Annotated in this window: 12 protein-coding genes; 9 read left to right on the top strand and 3 right to left on the bottom strand. The window is 44.1% G+C overall.

Annotated features, from left to right (window positions below):
- The first annotated feature begins 446 nt into the window (after nucleotides 1-446).
- Both A4S05_RS02890 and A4S05_RS02885 read left to right on the top strand, forming a co-directional pair.
- Nucleotides 447-2,363 (top strand): GTPase family protein, encoded by a 1,917-nt coding sequence (locus A4S05_RS02890; RefSeq protein WP_069068320.1) that lies wholly within the window; start codon nucleotides 447-449, stop codon nucleotides 2,361-2,363.
- Nucleotides 2,364-2,907: 544 nt separating this feature from the next.
- Complete coding sequence (locus tag A4S05_RS02885) at nucleotides 2,908-4,581, top strand: hybrid sensor histidine kinase/response regulator (RefSeq protein ID WP_069068319.1); 1,674 nt, start codon at nucleotides 2,908-2,910, stop codon at nucleotides 4,579-4,581.
- A gap of 25 nt (nucleotides 4,582-4,606) precedes the next feature.
- Here A4S05_RS02885 and A4S05_RS02880 read toward each other — a convergent pair whose 3' ends face one another.
- Together A4S05_RS02880 and A4S05_RS02875 are read right to left on the bottom strand one after the other, a co-directional pair.
- A complete protein-coding gene (locus A4S05_RS02880; protein WP_069068318.1) occupies nucleotides 4,607-5,065 on the bottom strand; it encodes a DUF29 domain-containing protein in 459 nt (152 codons plus the stop codon).
- Between the two features lie 144 nt (nucleotides 5,066-5,209).
- Nucleotides 5,210-6,319 carry an S-(hydroxymethyl)glutathione dehydrogenase/class III alcohol dehydrogenase gene (locus A4S05_RS02875; RefSeq protein ID WP_069068322.1) on the bottom strand — a complete coding sequence of 370 codons (1,110 nt, stop codon included), beginning with the start codon at nucleotides 6,317-6,319 and terminating at the stop codon, nucleotides 5,210-5,212.
- Nucleotides 6,320-6,512: 193 nt separating this feature from the next.
- On the opposite strand from A4S05_RS02875, the gene A4S05_RS41310 reads away from it, so the two are divergent.
- From A4S05_RS41310 to A4S05_RS02850, 6 genes are all read left to right on the top strand, one after another.
- Nucleotides 6,513-6,680, top strand: coding sequence for a hypothetical protein (locus A4S05_RS41310; RefSeq protein WP_176726899.1), 168 nt, complete (start codon nucleotides 6,513-6,515; stop codon nucleotides 6,678-6,680).
- 38 nt (nucleotides 6,681-6,718) lie between these two features.
- Nucleotides 6,719-8,002 carry a valine--pyruvate transaminase gene (locus A4S05_RS02870; protein ID WP_069068317.1) on the top strand — a complete coding sequence of 428 codons (1,284 nt, stop codon included), beginning with the start codon at nucleotides 6,719-6,721 and terminating at the stop codon, nucleotides 8,000-8,002.
- A 121-nt stretch (nucleotides 8,003-8,123) separates the two neighbouring features.
- Nucleotides 8,124-8,852 (top strand): ribosome maturation factor RimM, encoded by a 729-nt coding sequence (gene rimM / locus A4S05_RS02865; protein WP_069068321.1) that lies wholly within the window; start codon nucleotides 8,124-8,126, stop codon nucleotides 8,850-8,852.
- A gap of 49 nt (nucleotides 8,853-8,901) precedes the next feature.
- Nucleotides 8,902-9,516: a Uma2 family endonuclease gene (locus A4S05_RS02860; RefSeq protein WP_069068316.1), complete on the top strand. Its 615-nt coding sequence runs from the start codon at nucleotides 8,902-8,904 to the stop codon at nucleotides 9,514-9,516.
- 596 nt (nucleotides 9,517-10,112) lie between these two features.
- Nucleotides 10,113-12,494: a phosphoketolase family protein gene (locus A4S05_RS02855; RefSeq protein WP_069068315.1), complete on the top strand. Its 2,382-nt coding sequence runs from the start codon at nucleotides 10,113-10,115 to the stop codon at nucleotides 12,492-12,494.
- Nucleotides 12,495-12,921: 427 nt separating this feature from the next.
- Complete coding sequence (locus A4S05_RS02850; RefSeq protein WP_069068314.1) at nucleotides 12,922-14,535, top strand: DUF1565 domain-containing protein; 1,614 nt, start codon at nucleotides 12,922-12,924, stop codon at nucleotides 14,533-14,535.
- Nucleotides 14,536-14,884: 349 nt separating this feature from the next.
- Here the strand turns inward: A4S05_RS02850 and A4S05_RS39970 are convergent, their stop codons facing one another.
- The gene (locus tag A4S05_RS39970; RefSeq protein WP_141699630.1) at nucleotides 14,885-15,115 is read right to left on the bottom strand and encodes a hypothetical protein; all 231 of its coding nucleotides are present in this window, start codon (nucleotides 15,113-15,115) and stop codon (nucleotides 14,885-14,887) included.
- Nucleotides 15,116-15,213: 98 nt separating this feature from the next.
- On the opposite strand from A4S05_RS39970, the gene A4S05_RS02845 reads away from it, so the two are divergent.
- Nucleotides 15,214-17,325 carry a bifunctional arginine dihydrolase/ornithine cyclodeaminase gene (locus A4S05_RS02845; RefSeq protein ID WP_069068313.1) on the top strand — a complete coding sequence of 704 codons (2,112 nt, stop codon included), beginning with the start codon at nucleotides 15,214-15,216 and terminating at the stop codon, nucleotides 17,323-17,325.
- The last annotated feature ends 329 nt before the right edge of the window (nucleotides 17,326-17,654 follow it).

Raw genomic sequence — 17,654 nt, 5'->3', positions numbered from 1 at the left:
GGGCCGAAAAGCCACTGGTGTCTACTTTTGCCAAAAATAGCGTACTGATTGGGTGTTGTTCACCCGCCAGGGATTGTAAATCCCTGACTAATTGCTCAAGTCTACTGAAGTAGACTGAAAATTTTTGCGCTATGAAGTCCTCTTCAGAGGACTTTAGCTATGAGACAGGGATTTACAATCCCTGGCGGACGTGCGGTTTCGCGTTAAGTTGACACCAATGGCAAGATTCCCATCCCGCAAATATGCAACGCCAAAAAAGCCTCTCGTAGAGAAGGCATCATATAGGAATCCGCTTTGATTTCTGAAGGAATTTGCGTAGACAGGCAATAGGCAATAGGTAACAGTCAAGAAGGCTTCTTAGTTGTACTGAGTTTTTTCACCAAATCAAATATGAATCCTATAGTTACTATTTGTATAAGCAGTCTAACCAAAGCAGGTATGGGGCAATGGTGCGATTAAAACCGTGGCAGTGGGTCGTTTTAGCAATCCCGATCGCGTTTATCATCATTTTTTTACTGATATCCGCCGGTTCGCAAATTCATGCGTGGGGCATTAATTGGATTTGGGGTGTATTCACCCTTTTATTCGTTGGTTGGCGTTGGCTGTTGGTGAAATGGACTCAACCTGCTGTTAACCAAGTAGAAGCTGTATTAGCCCAAGTCCAAGAAGAACTAGAATCGACAGTAGAGGATACTGTACGAACACTGGGAAGTGACACCACAAAGCAAGCAGAAGCAGCACTCCAAGAAATTCTGCAAGCAGCACAAAGCGATCGCCCGATTTGGGAAGACTGGCAAACTTTTTGGACACGATGCCAAGATTTAGTTGTAGCGATCGCTCATATCTACAATCCTCAAATTCAATATCCCCTGCTGAATATTTACGTCCCCCAAGCTTACGGGCTGATTCGCGGAACGGTGGATGATATGGATCAGTGGATGCAAAAGTTATCGCCTGTCCTCAATCAGGTAACGGTTGGACAAGCATACCAAGGATACGAAGTCTACCGGAAGTTAGAACCATCGGCTCGGAAATTCTGGCGGGTTTGGAACTGGGCCCAGTGGGTTTTAAATCCGGTGGCGGCGGTGGCAAAACAAGCCAGTCAGGGTTCTAGTAACCAAGCAACTCAGCAATTATTGGGGAATTTGAGCCAGTTATTTCGGGAAGCTGCCCTGAGAAACTTATGCCGACAAGCGATCGCACTCTACGGACGTAGCACATTACCAGTTTCAGCAACCGTAGTTTCCACACCAACTCTACCGAAGGCAAAAACCCAAACACTCCGAGATATCTTAACTCAAGCTCAACCAGCTGAGGCAGTTGAGCAAAAACCCGTAAATATTCTGCTGGTTGGGCGCACGGGTTCGGGAAAAAGTAGCTTGATTAACACGCTATTTCAGGCGGATCTCGCAGCCGTTGATGTTTTACCCAGTACCGATCGCATTCAAAATTATCAATGGCAGACTCAAAGTGGAGAAACCTTGACGCTTTGGGATACACCTGGTTATGAACAAGTCAACCGTGCCGATCTCCGAAATTTGGTGCTTGATTATGCCATCAATGCAGATTTACTGCTGTTAGCTACCCCTGCCCTCGATCCTGCGCTGCAAATGGATGTAGACTTTTTGCAAGATATTAAAGCAGAAGTTGCAGATTTACCTGCGATCGCAATTGTCACTCAAGTAGATCGTCTGCGTCCCATCCGCGAATGGCAACCACCTTATGATTGGGAATGGGGCGATCGCCCCAAAGAAGTTTCTATTCGAGAAGCCACTGAGTATCGCGCCAAACTGCTGGGAAATTTCTGTAATCTAGTTCTACCAGTGGTTACAACTGACAGCAAAACAAATCGAACCGCTTGGGGAGTAGAAGCGCTTTCATTGGGATTAGTGGATGCGATCGCACCTAGCAAGCAACTTCGTCTCGCCCGCTTTTTGCGTAACCTAGAAGCCCGTATCATCGCCGCAGCCAAAATCATCGACCACTACACCTTCCAGATGACGACAACACAAGGATTAACGGCATTTCTCAAAAGTCCCGTTCTCCAGTTTGTTTCTACACTCTCAACTGGATCTCCAGCCTTAGCATATATGCTGGCAGAGCAAATTCCTGTGGAACAGTTGCCGATTGTGATTGGCAAACTCCAAATGGGATATGAGCTTTTCTCACTCTTGAATACAGGCAACCCTAACCCACTAAATTTTGAATTACTATCCCTCTGGCCGCTACTGCTAGAAAACTCCGCTTCACCCGATCGCAACGCCTGGGCATTTGGTCACGCCCTAGTGGAATACTGGACTCAGAATCTAACAGTTGAACAACTCCGGGAGCGATTTGAGTATTATCTGTCAATTGGCAAATAATTTGTCTGTATTGAGGAATTAATGCCCATAAGCAATGTCTACAACGGGCTATACCTCAATACAGTTCAGATAAGACAAAAACACTTGTAGAGACGGCGATTTATCGCGTCTTGTAGAGACGGCTATTTATCGCGTCTTCTTAAGCATATTTGCGATTATTTTTACTGAAAAATAGCGTAATTATACTAACAAAATCACAAATAAAAAATGTGGTGTCGGGTCGTACTCCTAACATCAAAGTTAAAATTACGATTAAGAGTAGGTGTCTGCTGAAACCTACCCGCTTTCTTTACAAAAAAGGCAGGAGTTAGGAGGCAGAGGGCAGGAGGTTAGGACTATCAATTAAAACTAAAGTTGCTGAGTCTAAAGCCCAGTTTAAAAAAAAGAATTGTACCGAGACGCGTAGCGCGTTAGCGTAGCGACACGAAGTCCGGTATAAAGCGTCCTTACTTCAATCCCATGTTTTTAAACGTGGGTTCCTCCTGCCTCCTGCCCCCTGCCTCCTGCCTCCTGAATCAGACGCCCTTTTTCTTCGGAGTTATTTATGAAAAATATATTACAAACCTCCATCTCTAAAGAACAAAATTCACATCAAAGATATAGCATTTCGTCTTACAATAGCCTGCTTGCGGTCGTGAAGGATTTAGCCAGTGTGCGGACTATTGAGGAAATTATTGAAATTGTGCGTTTGGCGGCTCGCGATCTCACAAATGCTGATGGAGTAACTTTTGTGCTGCGGGATGGTGAATGTTGCCACTATGTCGATGAAAACGCCATCGGGCCACTTTGGAAAGGTATGCGTTTTCCGCTGAAATCTTGCATCTCCGGTTGGGCAATGCTCAATAAACAAGCAGCCGTGATTGAAGATATTTATCAGGATGCTCGAATCCCGATTGATGCATACAAAGTAACTTTCGTCAAAAGTTTAGTGATGGTTCCCATACGGGTTGCTGATCCACTAGGTGCAATTGGAGCCTACTGGAGTACACAACATCGAGCCACGCCCGAAGAAATAGAACTACTTGAGATTCTTACTGATACTACAGCAGTTGCGATCGCCAACGTTCAACTTTTCCAGAAACTTACGAATCAAAACGCCCTAAAAGACAAATTCATTGCAATGCTAGCTCACGAACTGAGGAATCCTGTTGCCCCCATCTCCAACGGCGTTCAGCTTCTCAAATTGAAGCTGGGCCAGACTGGTGCAGTCGGGGAAACAGTTTTAATGATGCAACACCAGATTAAGCACCTCTCAAAATTGATCGATGAGTTACTCGACGTATCGTCTATCACCTACGGGAAAATTTCATTAAACCTTGAGAAGTTGAATCTGGTGGATTTAGTTCGCCAGAGTCTTAATGATCATACAGAAGCAATAAATAGATCGAATCTTACTGTAGTACAAGACTTGCCAAACACACCCGTGTGGGCTTATGTGGACTCCACCCGCTTCTTCCAAATCTTTGGAAACCTGCTTGATAACGCCTTAAAGTTTTCCCAGCCAGATGGGACGATTTGGGTGAATTTGTCATTTATTCCCAGTGAAAATGGCTTAGGGAGTGTAGCGGCCTTAACTGTAAGAGATTCAGGAATAGGGATAGACCCGACAATTTTACCAGAACTCTTCGAGCCATTTACCCAAGCCGATCGCAGTTTAGATCGTTCCAGGGGCGGGCTAGGTTTGGGACTCTCGGTAGTAAAAAGTCTTGTGGAACTTCATGGTGGTAATGTTGAAGCCTCAAGTAGAGGGATTAATTTGGGAGCAGAATTCAAAGTTACTCTCCCTGTATGCGAGGATATTACAACCTTAGATAACGACCAAGAGATTATAGAGGCGGCTAAAAAATCGTTGAAGATTTTAGTCATCGAAGATAACGACGATTCAGCCGTATCATTACAAGCAGTACTTGAGCATTTTGGGCATGAAGTTTCCATTGCCAAGAATGGAATTTTAGGGTTAGAAACTGCAAGACAGTTGGAGCCTAATGTGATTATTTGTGACATCGGGCTTCCTGAGATGGATGGATTCGCCGTTGCACAAGAACTGAGTAAAGACTCCAAATTTACTCGCTCAATTCTGATTGCGCTCACCGGCTACGGTGGCCAAATGGATAAGGAACTTGCGCTTAAGTCTGGTTTTAAATGCCACTTAACCAAGCCTGTGGACTTTGAAATACTTACAGCAGAAATTGATCAATACTATCTTATGAGTGCGTAAGCGTAGCCCGTCCTAAACATCGCTTTTATCCCATTAAATCATCTGTCGCAGGTTCACCCGGATAAAAGCGATCGCTCAAAATTTCCTCAAAAGTATATAAACATTGCTGGGGAAAAGTTGAGAGTGGCAAATTTGTTTCTCCTGATGCTAAATCCCTACCATTTTCATAAGATTCCTGGAGTGCTTCTTCAAGGTAAGGTTTCAGACTAGGATTTTCGCTCAACAACTTGATAATTTCCCGTCGTTGTACTCTAATTGTTGCTAACCAACTACGACTGCGTTGATTTGGTTGAAATTCCCATTTGAGCAAATGTCCAATTAATATACTAAGACGATTTCTCAATTCTTGGCGTTCCTTTCTTCCCAAAGATTCGATTTCCTCAATTAAATTGGGTAAGTCAAGCTGGTTCCATTGGTGATGACGCAAAAGGTTAGCCTGTTCTTGAGTCCAACTGTAAAAGTCTGCTTCATAGAAGTTTTGCATCAGCTTCTTTTTAGTTTTTCAGGTTTGTAGTGTCTACAAAATTTTTAAATTCATAATTCATAATTACGCTTAAGATAGAGATTTAAACCTTATTTGATACAGTACTGTCTGCATAAGCATCAGTTACGAATCACGAATTATGAATTAGAAAGTTACCACACTCCGAATTGATTCACCTTTGTGCATCAATTCAAAAGCATCATTAATTTGCTCAATGGGCATCACATGAGTAATTAAATCATCAATATTTATCTTACCTTCCATATACCAATCAACAATTTTTGGCACATCTGTACGTCCTCTCGCACCACCGAATGCCGAACCTTTCCAAACGCGCCCAGTTACTAGTTGAAAAGGACGAGTACTGATTTCCTGTCCAGCACCAGCAACGCCGATAATCACACTGACACCCCAACCTTTGTGGCAGCATTCTAATGCTTGACGCATAATTTTGACATTACCGATACATTCAAAACTGTAATCAGCGCCGCCTTTTGTTAAATCAACCAGATAAGGAACTAAATCACCTTCTACTTCCTGGGGATTGACAAAATGCGTCATCCCAAATTTTTCTGCTAAAGCGCGTTTGCTGGGATTAATATCCACCCCGACAATCATATTCGCCCCCACCATCCGCGCCGCCTGGATGACATTTAAGCCAATACCACCCAAGCCAAAAACTACGACATTTGCCCCAGGTTCCACCTTGGCAGTATTGATAACTGCACCAACACCAGTAGTTACACCACAGCCAATGTAGCAAACCTTATCAAATGGGGCGTCTTCTCGAATTTTTGCCAAGGCGATTTCCGGCAGCACCGTATAGTTGGCAAAAGTGGATGTACCCATATAATGATGAATCATTTGCCCATCGAGACTGAAGCGACTAGTGCCATCGGGCATAACACCGCGTCCTTGAGTTAGGCGAATAGCTTGACAGAGATTAGTTTTAAAACTCAAACAATATTCGCACTGGCGACATTCGGGAGTGTATAGGGGAATCACATGATCCCCTGGTTTAAGACTGGTGACACCGGCCCCTACTTCCACTACTACACCAGCACCTTCATGTCCCAAAATTGCCGGAAACAAACCTTCGGGATCATCACCAGATAAGGTAAAAGCGTCCGTATGACAAACCCCGCTGGCTTTAACCTCAACTAAAACTTCGCCGGCTTTTGGCCCCGATAGTTGAACGTTTTCAATCGTTAACGGCTTACCTGCACTGTAAGCTACTGCTGCTTTAACTTCCAATGTCAGCACTCCTGTATAGTTTTGTCATTTGTCATTGGGCATGGGGCATTGGGCATTGGGCATTGGGAATTGGGAATTGTTTATATTAGTTATTCTCAATCTCCCTCATCTTCCCCTGCTCCCCTACTTCCCCTGCTCCCCTGCCTCCTCATCTCCCCCATCTCCCTCACTTCCCATCATCTGTATTGAGCGGATGATACACTTTTGTATCACTTCATCAGATTTACTAAGCGCGATCGCCACTATAACGATAAATATTATTACTTTGTTAAAATATCATTCTCTAGCTAGATTGGTTAAAGACGGCAACAGCCGTTTTGACAACGATGTAAACTGGATGTCAGCAGCAACTCCCAAATAATTTGTTCACCCCTCAATTAATACATTTTGTCACAGCTTATGAACCCTGCCCTAACACAAATTGGCGCTCAAATGTCCAACCTGACTGGCGTCAGAGCAATCATGAAGGATATTATCGAAACATTACGAGCGGGTGCAGGGCAGCAGTTTATTAATTTGAGTGCTGGTAATCCGTTGATTTTGCCAGAGGTAGAACAATTATGGCGGGATTGCACTGCACAACTTCTCGCTAGTCCAGAATATGGTGAGGTAGTTTGTCGCTACGGCTCAAGTCAGGGTTATGCACCATTAATTGAAGCGATCGCAAATGATTTTAACAAACGCTACGGGTTAAACTTAAGCGATCGCAATATCCTTATTACACCCGGTAGTCAAACCCTCTACTTCTACGCTGTAAATAGCTTCGGTGGCTATACCCCTAGCGGCGAGTTAAAACAAATCGTTTTGCCCCTCAGCCCTGACTACACAGGTTACGGCGGTATCTGCTTAGTTCCAAAAGCCTTAATTGCTTACAAACCGACTCTCGATATTGATGAAGCCGCCCACCGATTTAAATATCGCCCCGACTTCAGCCAACTATCAATTACAGAAAATACAGGTTGTGTTCTCTTCTCTCGCCCCTGTAATCCCACTGGTAATGTCCTCACTGATGATGAGGTGAAAAAGATTGCTGCCCTGGCTGCGCCTTATAATCTGCCAGTCTTAATTGACTCAGCTTATGCACCTCCCTTCCCCGCATTAAACTTTACCGAAATGACACCAGTGTTTGGTGATAATATTCTCCACTGTATGAGTTTATCGAAAGCGGGATTACCAGGAGAAAGGATTGGTATTGCCATTGGGGATGAAAAGTGGATTGAAGTGCTGGAGTGTTTTCAGGCAAATATGAGCCTCCATTCTTCACGTTACGGCCAAGCGATCGCAGCTCTTGCAATTAATTCTGGCCGCTTGGTGGACATTTCTCACACTGTCATCCGTCCTTTTTACCAAAATAAATTTACCGTTTTAGAAACCAGCTTAGAACAAGCCATGCCCAAGGATTTAGCTTGGTTTCTCCATCGCGGTGAAGGGGCAATTTTTGCTTGGTTGTGGTTACAGGATTTACCCATTAGCGACTGGGAATTTTACCAGCAATTAAAACAAGTAGGTGTGATTATTGTCCCTGGAAGTACCTTCTTCCCTGGATTAGAGGAAGAGTGGGCGCACAAACACCAATGTTTCCGCATCAGCCTTACCGGTAGCGATGAAGAGATTGCCACAGCAATGCAACGTCTAGCAAAAGTGACTGAGGAAGCTTATAAGCGTGCGGCTGTAACTGCCTAGCACCGCAAGGCGGAATTAAAAATTAAAAATTAAAAATTAAAAATGAATACAGCCTAAGCGTTTCATTGATTTGAAATAGGTGGTTTATTTCCACCGTGTTGTACTAGTAAGAAAGATGGAAATGAAACACGAAGAAGCTAATAAAGATATTGGAGGCAGAGGGACAGAGAAGCAGAGGGGCAAGAGAGTAGGAGGAAATTCAAAAATTAAAAATGTCCAATCTCCAGCCCCTAATCCCCAGCCCCTAGTTCCCAGTCCCCAATCCCCAATCCCCAATCTCGATAATTGGCTAGAAATTGGTAAGATTGTTTCCCCTCAAGGATTGTCTGGAGAATTACGGGTTTACCCTGTATCAGACTTTCCCGAAAGATTTGAGGTGCCGGGAAAACGTTGGTTGTTGCGTTCTGGTGAGACGGAACCACAACCAATCGAATTATTGACAGGACGTTATATCAGTAACAAAAACTTGTATGTGATTAAATTGGCTGGCGTAGAAAATTGCGATCAGGCGGAGGCGTTGCGCGGTTGTACGTTAATGGTGCCAGCAAGCGATCGCCCCCAATTAGGCGAAGATGAATATCATGTCCTTGATTTGATTGGCTTGGAAGTCTTCATGCAAGCATCTGGCGAACTCGTTGGTACGGTGGTAGACATCATCCCGGCGGGGAATGATTTGTTAGAAGTCAAGTTGCATGAATCATTTGCGAATGACAAAGGACAAATGACAAATGACAAAAAGCAAAAGACTGCTTTGATTCCATTTGTGGAAGCGATCGCACCAGTTGTAGACTTGAAATCTAATCGCATTGAAATCACGCCACCGCCTGGGTTATTGGAAATTAATAATTAAGTCATTAATTGAATGGTAATTTTTAATTTTTAATTCGGAGCAAAGCGACGTGACTCAAGCTTTACCAAAAATTGTAACTTTTGAAGAATTTGTCAAGTGGAAACCAGATAATGAGCGCTATGAATTGCACAACGGAACAATTGTTAAGATGCCTCAACCTGTAGGAGACCATGAAGAGGTAACAGGATTTTTAGCTTTTGAACTTACTAGAGAATGTATCCGTTTAAATCTCCCCTACTTTATACCCAAGACAGCACTAGTCAAAGCACCTGTAAATGAATCAGGTTACTCGCCAGATGTGCTGTTGTTGAATCGCCCTAATTTGATAAATGAACCTCTGTGGAAAAAAGAATCTACTGTTATTCAACCTGCATCAATTCCTGTAATTGTTGAAGTTGTTAGTACAAATTGGCGTGATGACTATCTCAAAAAATACGCCGATTATGAAGAAATGGGAATTACTGAGTACTGGATTGTTGATTATGCTGCTTTCGGTGGTAGGGAGTTTATTGGCAAACCAAAGCAACCTACGCTCTTAGTTTGTTCTTTGGATGAAGGTGAATATCAAGTGAGCAAGTTTCGAGATACTGACCTGATCCAGTCCCCAACATTTCCAGATTTAAATTTAACTGCTCAACAAATTTTTCAAGCGGGTAATATTTAAACTTAGACCTATTTTGAGCAAATAATTATTAATTGATAATTCATACTTTTCAAGACAGAGCAGTTTGATTTATTAATAAATAAATCAAACTGAATAAAATACATTATGCGGTTCGGTTAAGGTTTTTTGATGAAAATTCTAGATCCAAAGACGCGTTAACAATTCAAAATTCAAAATTCAAAATTAAAGACAGTTGGAGTTAGGGATTTAAACCCCAACTCAACTGATACTACGTGTAATGGTTGGGGACTTAAACCCTTGAATTTACGATAAATCGCCGTCTCTAGAATAGACTTCTTGCATAAGTCGGTTAAAGGGGCGGGGGGAAGGGGAAAAAGTTCTGTATTGCCCCCTTTCCCTTTAACCTTTACCCTTTTCCCCCTCTTGCAAAAAGCACTTTTGCAAGAGGTCTAATGATCAATCTTTCGTCTTGACGGCGATTTATCGCGTCTCTCTAACCGTCAAAATCCCAAACCAAGGAATTTAGTCACTAAGGCTGGAAAAATTCATCGTGGGTTAGATGGCTATCATTTGAAAAACAAGTATAATTGCTTACTGATGAACCCGTCAAAAACCTTTTGGAATGGAGTATCGAAATGACATTAGCAACGACTCCACAAACAAAGCCTTTAACAGATGAAGAATTACGGAAGATAAACGCCTACTGGCGTGCAGCTAACTATCTTTCAGTTGGGCAAATATATCTACTCGACAATCCGCTACTGAGAGAACCGCTAAAGCTGGAACACGTTAAACCCAGACTCTTGGGACACTGGGGAACAACACCAGGGCTGAACTTTATCTATGTTCACCTGAATCGGGTCATCAAAAAATATGACCTCAACACCATCTATATTGCTGGGCCTGGTCATGGAGGCCCTGGATTGGTAGCCAATACCTACCTAGAAGGCACTTACACTGAGTATTACCACAACATTTCTCAGGATGCTGAAGGAATCGGGAAACTCTTCAAACAGTTCTCTTTCCCAGGTGGGATTCCCAGCCACGTTGCACCGGAAACCCCCGGTTCCATTCACGAAGGTGGGGAACTAGGTTATGCCCTTGTCCACGCTTTTGGTGCTGCCTTTGATAACCCTGACTTAATCGTTGCTGCTGTTGTGGGTGACGGCGAAGCTGAAACAGGTGCTTTAGCAACTAGCTGGCATTCCAACAAGTTTCTTAACCCTGTGCATGATGGGGCTGTACTGCCGATCCTCCACTTGAATGGGTATAAAATTGCTAACCCAACAGTATTGGCACGTATCAGCCATGAGGAATTAGAAAGCTTATTTGTAGGCTACGGCTACAAGCCCTACTTTGTTGAAGGTGATGATCCCGCAGATGTCCACCAGCAGATGGCGGCGACTCTAGATATAGTGATCGCAGAAATTCAAAGTATCCAAAGAGAAGCCCGTGTACATGGTTTCACTGAACGTCCCCAGTGGCCGATGATTGTGATGAAAACCCCCAAAGGTTGGACAGGGCCTAAAGAAGTAGATGGTAAAAAAACCGAAGGTTATTGGCGATCGCACCAAGTTCCCTTTGGCAATATCGCCAAACAGCCAGACCACCTAAGACTCCTAGAAGATTGGATGAAGAGTTACCAGCCAGAAGAACTCTTCGACGCTAACGGTAAACTAATTCCCGAACTAGCAGAACTAGCCCCCAAAGGGCATCGACGCATGGGTGACAATCCCCACGCTAACGGCGGTATCTTGCTGCATGACCTGAAGATGCCCGATTTTCAAGACTATGCTGTAGATGTTTCTGAACCAGGGAAAGCGATCGCTGAAGCTACCCAAGTTGCAGGAATTTTCCTGCGGGATATCATGCGACTTAACCAAGAAAGCCGCAACTTCCGCATCGTCGGCCCCGACGAAACAGCATCGAATCGCTTAGGTGGTGTGTTAGAAGTCACAGACCGGACTTGGGTAGCCCAGCACCTCCCAGAAGATGACCACCTTTCCCCCGATGGCCGGGTGATGGAAATTCTGAGCGAAACTTGTTGTCAAGGATGGTTAGAAGGTTACCTCCTTACAGGACGCCACGGATTTTTCTCTTGCTATGAGGCGTTCATCCACATCATTGACTCGATGTTCAATCAGCACGCCAAATGGCTGAAAACAACCAGAGATATTCCCTGGCGTAGACCAATTGCTTCTCTGAATTACCTACTCACATCCCACGTTTGGCGACAAGACCATAACGGCTTTTCCCACCAAGACCCCGGTTTTATTGACCATGTAATCAATAAGAAAGCAGAGATCGTTCGCGTTTATTTGCCCCCCGATGCCAACACTTTGCTATCGGTAACTGACCACTGCTTGAGAAGCCGCAACTATGTCAACGTCATCGTTGCTGGTAAGCAACCCGCATTGCAATATCTCAATATGGATGCTGCTATCAAGCACTGCACCAAAGGTATCGGTATTTGGGAATGGGCAAGCAACGACAAAGGCGGTGAACCAGATGTAGTCCTGGGTTGTGCTGGGGATATTCCCACCTTAGAAACCTTGGCGGCTGTAGACATTCTGCGCCAGCACTTCCCCGACTTAAAGGTGCGGGTAGTGAATGTAGTCGATTTGATGACACTACAGCCAAAAAGCGAACATCCCCACGGTTTAAGTGAAAAAGACTTTGACACAATTTTCACCACCGATAAACCAATTATCTTTGCCTTTCATGGCTATCCTTGGCTGATTCATCGCCTAACCTATCGCCAAACTAATCACAAAAACCTCCATGTGCGTGGCTACAAGGAAGAGGGAACTACCACCACCCCCTTTGATATGGTTGTGCTTAACGATCTAGATCGCTTCCATTTGGTAATTGATGTAATTAATCGTGTGCCGAAATTAGGATACAAGGCAGCTTATGTCAAACAGCAAATGCAAGATAAGCTGATCGAACACAAGCACTACATTGAGAAGTACGGCGACGATATGCCGGAAATTCGTGATTGGAAGTGGCCTTATTAAGAGGAAATGAGGGGAAAGAGGCAGAGGGGAAACTCTTCTCCCTGCTTCTCTCTTTTTTAACAGAGTCTTATTGAGAATAAAATAGTATTTAGGCGAAACTATAGCGATCCTAAATGAGTTGTGAAAATCGAGAGATTCAGATCCCTAACTTCTTTGAAAAGTCGGGAATCTTATTTGCTATAGTAGTCTGTCAATAACTAATTGACGGATAAATTCTTTGTAGAGACGGCGATTTATCGCGTCTCTCTAACCATCAAAATGAATTTGACAGACTATTAGAGATGGTGGCAGAAAAAGTCAAACCCTGCTCGGATGAATAATTTTTTAACTTTGCAGTGAGAAGTACTTAAAGTTACTTAATGCATCAAACGCTACTTGCTTTCATAGTTAGCGCTAGGATAGCTATGTATTTTACTAAAGTATAAATATGGCTCAAAATTTTTACGTAAATTCAGTATCAGGCAGCGATACTAACCCAGGTAGCCAACAAGCCCCCTTCAAAACTATTACCCAAGCCCTCAAGGTAGCTACTGTTGATACTAAGATTCAACTAGCAGATGGTAATTACAATGCTGCTAGCGGTGAAGTTTTTCCGCTAACAGTTCCATCTGGGGTGACAGTGGTGGGTAGTGAAGTCAACAAAGGCGATCGCATTTTGATTGAAGGGAGTGGTAATTATCTAAGCCGTACTTTTGCTGGTCAGAATGTCACATTTGTGCTGTTGGATAAAGCCGAGGTGCGGGGAGTGACTGTAACAAATCTGGCTAGTCGTGGTAGTGGTGTCTGGATTGAATCAACTGCCCCTACTGTTGCTAATAGCACCTTCAAAAACTGTAAGCGAGAGGGAGTATTTGCTACAGGTGAGGCTAACCCAGTTATTCTAGGTAATGTTTTTAGTGAAAATGCAGCCAATGGAATTGCGATCGCAAAAAATTCCAAAGGCCAAATTGAAAATAATACCTTCTTCAAAACAGGTTTTGGCATCGCTATTAGTGATACTGCATCACCCATCCTTCGAGATAACAGAATTTACGAAAACCGTTCTGGAATTGTTATCTCTGGTAGTTCTCGTCCTCTATTACGTAATAATGTCTGTGAAAATAATACTGACGATGGCATCACAGTAATTGGAACTGCTCTACCAGATATCGGCAGTACCAATAATCCAGGAGGCAATACTTTACGCAATAACGGTAAATTTGATTTGCAAAATGCCAGTTCCAATAAGCTGATTTCTCTAGGAAATAAAATAGATGCGTCTAAAGTCACTGGAAATGTAGAGTTTGCAGATAGTTCGGTTCCAACACCAACGCCCACGCCAACACCCACGCCAACACCCACGCCAACTCCAACTCCAACACCGACTCCAACACCAACTCCAACACCGACTCCAACACCAACGCCTACTCCCACACCAACACCCACACCGACTCCAACACCGACTCCAACTCCCACACCTACTATAGAATTAACCGATATTGCGAATCATTGGGCAGGTGGGTTTATTCGGGAATTAGTCAAATTGGGGATAATTAACGGTTTCCCCGATCGCACATTTAAACCCGATGCAACTATGACACGGGCACAATACGCTGCATTACTGGTAAAAGCTTTCAACCCATCGCCTAACCGCGCGGTGATCAAATTCAAAGATGTACCAGCAGACTTCTGGGCATCTAAAGTTATTGAGCAGGCATATCAAGGTTCATTTCTCTCTGGTTTTCCCGACAATACCTTTGGCCCTAACAAAAATATTCAGCGCGTGCAAGTGATTGTCTCTCTGGTAAATGGACTGAAGTTATCTGCTGATGGTACAGCAAACATCAAAGTTTTTGATGACCAAGCTAAGATTCCTGAATATGCCAAGGATGAGGTAATAAAAGCTATAGACAAGGAAATTATCGTCAATTACCCGAACCTGAAACAACTCAATCCTACCCGCGATGCTACACGCGGTGAAGTAGCGGCGATCGTCTATCAAGCTTTGGTAGATGCTGGTCGTGTAGTAGCGATCAACTCGCCTTATGTAGTTGCTGCTTGATTGACCATGTGCGACTTTATCTCAAACCTAACCCCCAACCCCTTCCCTTGTAGGGAAGGGGAGCAAAAATCAAAGCCTCTCTCCTTTTAGGAGAGAGGTCAGAATATTAGAGGTTGTTTTAAAAGTATTTTGGTGTGATTTTAGACACGTTTAGATCCCCCCTAACCCCCCTTAAAAAGGGGGGAACCGGAATCAAAGTCCCCCTTTTTAAGGGGAATTTAGGGGGATCTAAAACCTTTTGTTACCGACAAGAGGACTTTTAAAACATCCTCTTAAGTTGCACATCGCGTTGATTTATCATTTGTCATTTGTCATTGGTCGAGTTTTTTGGTACATACCTGGCCCGAAGTTAGGGGAAAAAATTTTCTTGACTTCGGACGCCCGTATTTTGGTGCAAAGTAGATAGAGGAAAAGAGCGATCGCCACCAATATTTGCTATCTGCTGCTTATCATGGTGTTTTTTCTTGCTCCTTAACCGAGCAGTTTTGACATTATTGGCATTTTGCCACCTTCTGTACTTATTACCTTCTTCGAGTAATAGAATTAATAACGAAGCCTTTGTAAAGCCTTCAACTATCAAAAGGTAGAAGCTTTAGTAGCAGATTTTACCAAGTGTAGAAAAACAAAAATCTGTATTCAAAGTAAGCTTGTAGCATATAAAACGCTTGTAAGATTTTTATGACTTCCCGGATTCGCTTTTTAATGTGTCCTCCTGACCACTACGATGTGGACTATGTGATTAATCCTTGGATGGAAGGGAATATTCACAAATCATCGCGCGATCGCGCCGTGGAACAGTGGAAAGGACTACACGAGATTCTGAAACAACACGCCATTGTAGACTTAGTATCACCGGAAAAAGGTTGGCCTGATTTGGTTTTTACCGCCAACGCTGGCTTAGTACTGGGGGATACTGTCGTCCTCAGTCGCTTTTTGCATAAAGAACGTCAGGGAGAGGAACCTTTCTTCAAACAATGGTTTGAGGAAAATGGTTATACAGTTAATGAACTTCCTAAAGATTTGCCCTTTGAGGGAGCAGGAGATGCACTGCTAGATCGGGAAGGACGCTGGTTATGGGCGGGATACGGTTTCCGCTCGGAATTAGATTCTCACCCTTATCTAGCTAAATGGCTGGATATTGAGGTTCTCTCTCTGCGACTTATAGACGAACGTTTCTATCACCTGGATACCTGTTTTTGTCCCTTAGCAAATGGCTATTTGCTGTACTATCCAGGTGCTTTTGATTCTTACTCCAACCGCTTAATTGAAATGCGAGTCGCACCCGAAAAGCGAATCGCCCTTGCTGAAGCCGATGCAGTCAACTTCGCTTGTAATGCGGTGAATGTGGACAGCATTGTGATCATGAACAAGGCGAGTGAAGCTTTGAAAACCCGCCTTGCAGATTTAGGTTTCCAAGTGCTGGAAACACCACTGACGGAATTTCTCAAAGCTGGTGGTGCGGCTAAATGCTTAACTTTGCGGGTAACAGAGCCAGTTAGAGATGAAATTCATGCCAATGTCTCGGTAGAAAGCCGTATCATTCGCATGGAAGGACATTTGCTGGATGCTGGCTTAATTAACCGCGCCTTGGATTTGATTATAGATGCCGGGGGAAGCTTCCAAGTCCTGAATTTCAACTTGGGAGAACAACGGCAAAGTACTTCAGCCGCAGAGGTGAGGGTATCAGCACCATCTCATGAGGTGATGGAAGAAATCATCTCCCTATTGATTGATTTGGGTGCAGTAGATTTACCCCATGATGAGCGAGATGCAATTTTGGAGCCTGTGATCCAAAATGGGGTTGCGCCTGATGATTTCTACGTCAGTACAATTTATCCTACCGAAGTCCGAATTAAAGGTCAGTGGGTGAAGGTAGAAAATCAGCGGATGGATGGCGCGATCGCAATTACTCAAACTCCCTCTGGTTTAGTTGCTCGGTGTAAAATCCTCCGCGATTTAGAAGTTGGCGAACAGGTAATTGTAGATGTGTTAGGTATCCGCACCATCCGCAAAACTGAATCACGCGAACAACGCAGCACTCAAGAATTCAGCTTCATGTCAGCGGGCGTTTCCAGCGAACGGCGCGTGGAATTGGTGGTTGAGCAAGTAGCTTGGGAATTACGTAAAATCCGCGATGCTGGCGGTAAAGTAGTTGTCACTGCTGGCCCCGTGGTAATTCACACTGGTGGCGGCGAACATCTGGCGCAACTAGTTCGGGAAGGATATGTACAGGCGTTGCTTGGTGGAAATGCGATCGCAGTTCACGACATCGAGCAAAATATCATGGGCACTTCCTTGGGTGTAGACATGAAGCGGGGTGTCGCCGTTCGTGGTGGACACCGCCATCACCTCAAGGTAATTAATAGTATCCGCCGTTATGGCAGCATTCCCAAAGCTGTGGAGGCGGGGGCAATTAAAAGTGGCGTGATGTATGAGTGTGTCCACAATAACGTGCCTTTTGTGCTTGCGGGATCGATTCGGGATGACGGGCCTTTACCTGATACCGTAATGGATTTGATTCAAGCACAGGAAGAATATGCCAAACACCTAGAAGGTGCAGAGATGATTTTGATGCTGTCATCGATGCTGCACTCAATTGGCGTGGGGAATATGACTCCGGCTGGTGTGAAGATGGTGTGTGTGGATATTAATCCAGCTGTGGTAACTAAATTAAGCGATCGCGGTTCTGTAGAATCGGTGGGTGTAGTGACAGATGTAGGATTGTTCCTTAGTCTGTTGATTCAGCAGTTGGATAAGTTGACAAGCCCATACATTAATAAGGTAGGTTAACTCACATCTTGCACCTAGGGCGTGTTTTCAAAGTCTTAGATCCCCCCAACCCCCCTTAAAAAGGCTACGGCTACAGTGTACACACAAATCGAATTACCCCCCTTAATCCCCCCTTGCAAAGGCTACAGTGTACACACAAGTCGAATTACCCCCCTTAATCCCCCCTTGCAAAGGGGGGAAACTAGAAATACAGTTCCCTCCCCTTTTCAAGGGGAGGGTTAGGGTGGGGTAAAACCTTGGATAATCAGCTATTTCAGACTTGTGTGTACACCGTAGCTTGCAAAGGGGGGAAAAAGAAATCAATCCGGTTCCCTCCCCTTTGCAAGGGG

This window comes from Nostoc sp. KVJ20, assembly GCF_001712795.1.
In the GTDB taxonomy this organism is placed as follows: domain Bacteria; phylum Cyanobacteriota; class Cyanobacteriia; order Cyanobacteriales; family Nostocaceae; genus Nostoc.
Note: the sequence above shows the minus strand (reverse complement) of the source record. Positions and strands in the feature narration are given on the sequence as shown.

What these genes read in the sequence shown, in the direction of transcription:
- A4S05_RS02890 (WP_069068320.1), top strand. Translation starts at nt 447, where the DNA reads ATGGTGCGATTAAAACCGTGGCAGTGGGTCGTTTTAGCAATCCCGATC.
- A4S05_RS02885 (WP_069068319.1), top strand. Translation starts at nt 2,908, where the DNA reads ATGAAAAATATATTACAAACCTCCATCTCTAAAGAACAAAATTCACAT.
- A4S05_RS02880 (WP_069068318.1), bottom strand. Translation starts at nt 5,065, where the DNA reads ATGCAAAACTTCTATGAAGCAGACTTTTACAGTTGGACTCAAGAACAG.
- A4S05_RS41310 (WP_176726899.1), top strand. Translation starts at nt 6,513, where the DNA reads ATGATACACTTTTGTATCACTTCATCAGATTTACTAAGCGCGATCGCC.
- A4S05_RS02870 (WP_069068317.1), top strand. Translation starts at nt 6,719, where the DNA reads ATGAACCCTGCCCTAACACAAATTGGCGCTCAAATGTCCAACCTGACT.
- rimM (WP_069068321.1), top strand. Translation starts at nt 8,124, where the DNA reads ATGAAACACGAAGAAGCTAATAAAGATATTGGAGGCAGAGGGACAGAG.
- A4S05_RS02855 (WP_069068315.1), top strand. Translation starts at nt 10,113, where the DNA reads ATGACATTAGCAACGACTCCACAAACAAAGCCTTTAACAGATGAAGAA.
- A4S05_RS02850 (WP_069068314.1), top strand. Translation starts at nt 12,922, where the DNA reads ATGGCTCAAAATTTTTACGTAAATTCAGTATCAGGCAGCGATACTAAC.
- A4S05_RS02845 (WP_069068313.1), top strand. Translation starts at nt 15,214, where the DNA reads ATGACTTCCCGGATTCGCTTTTTAATGTGTCCTCCTGACCACTACGAT.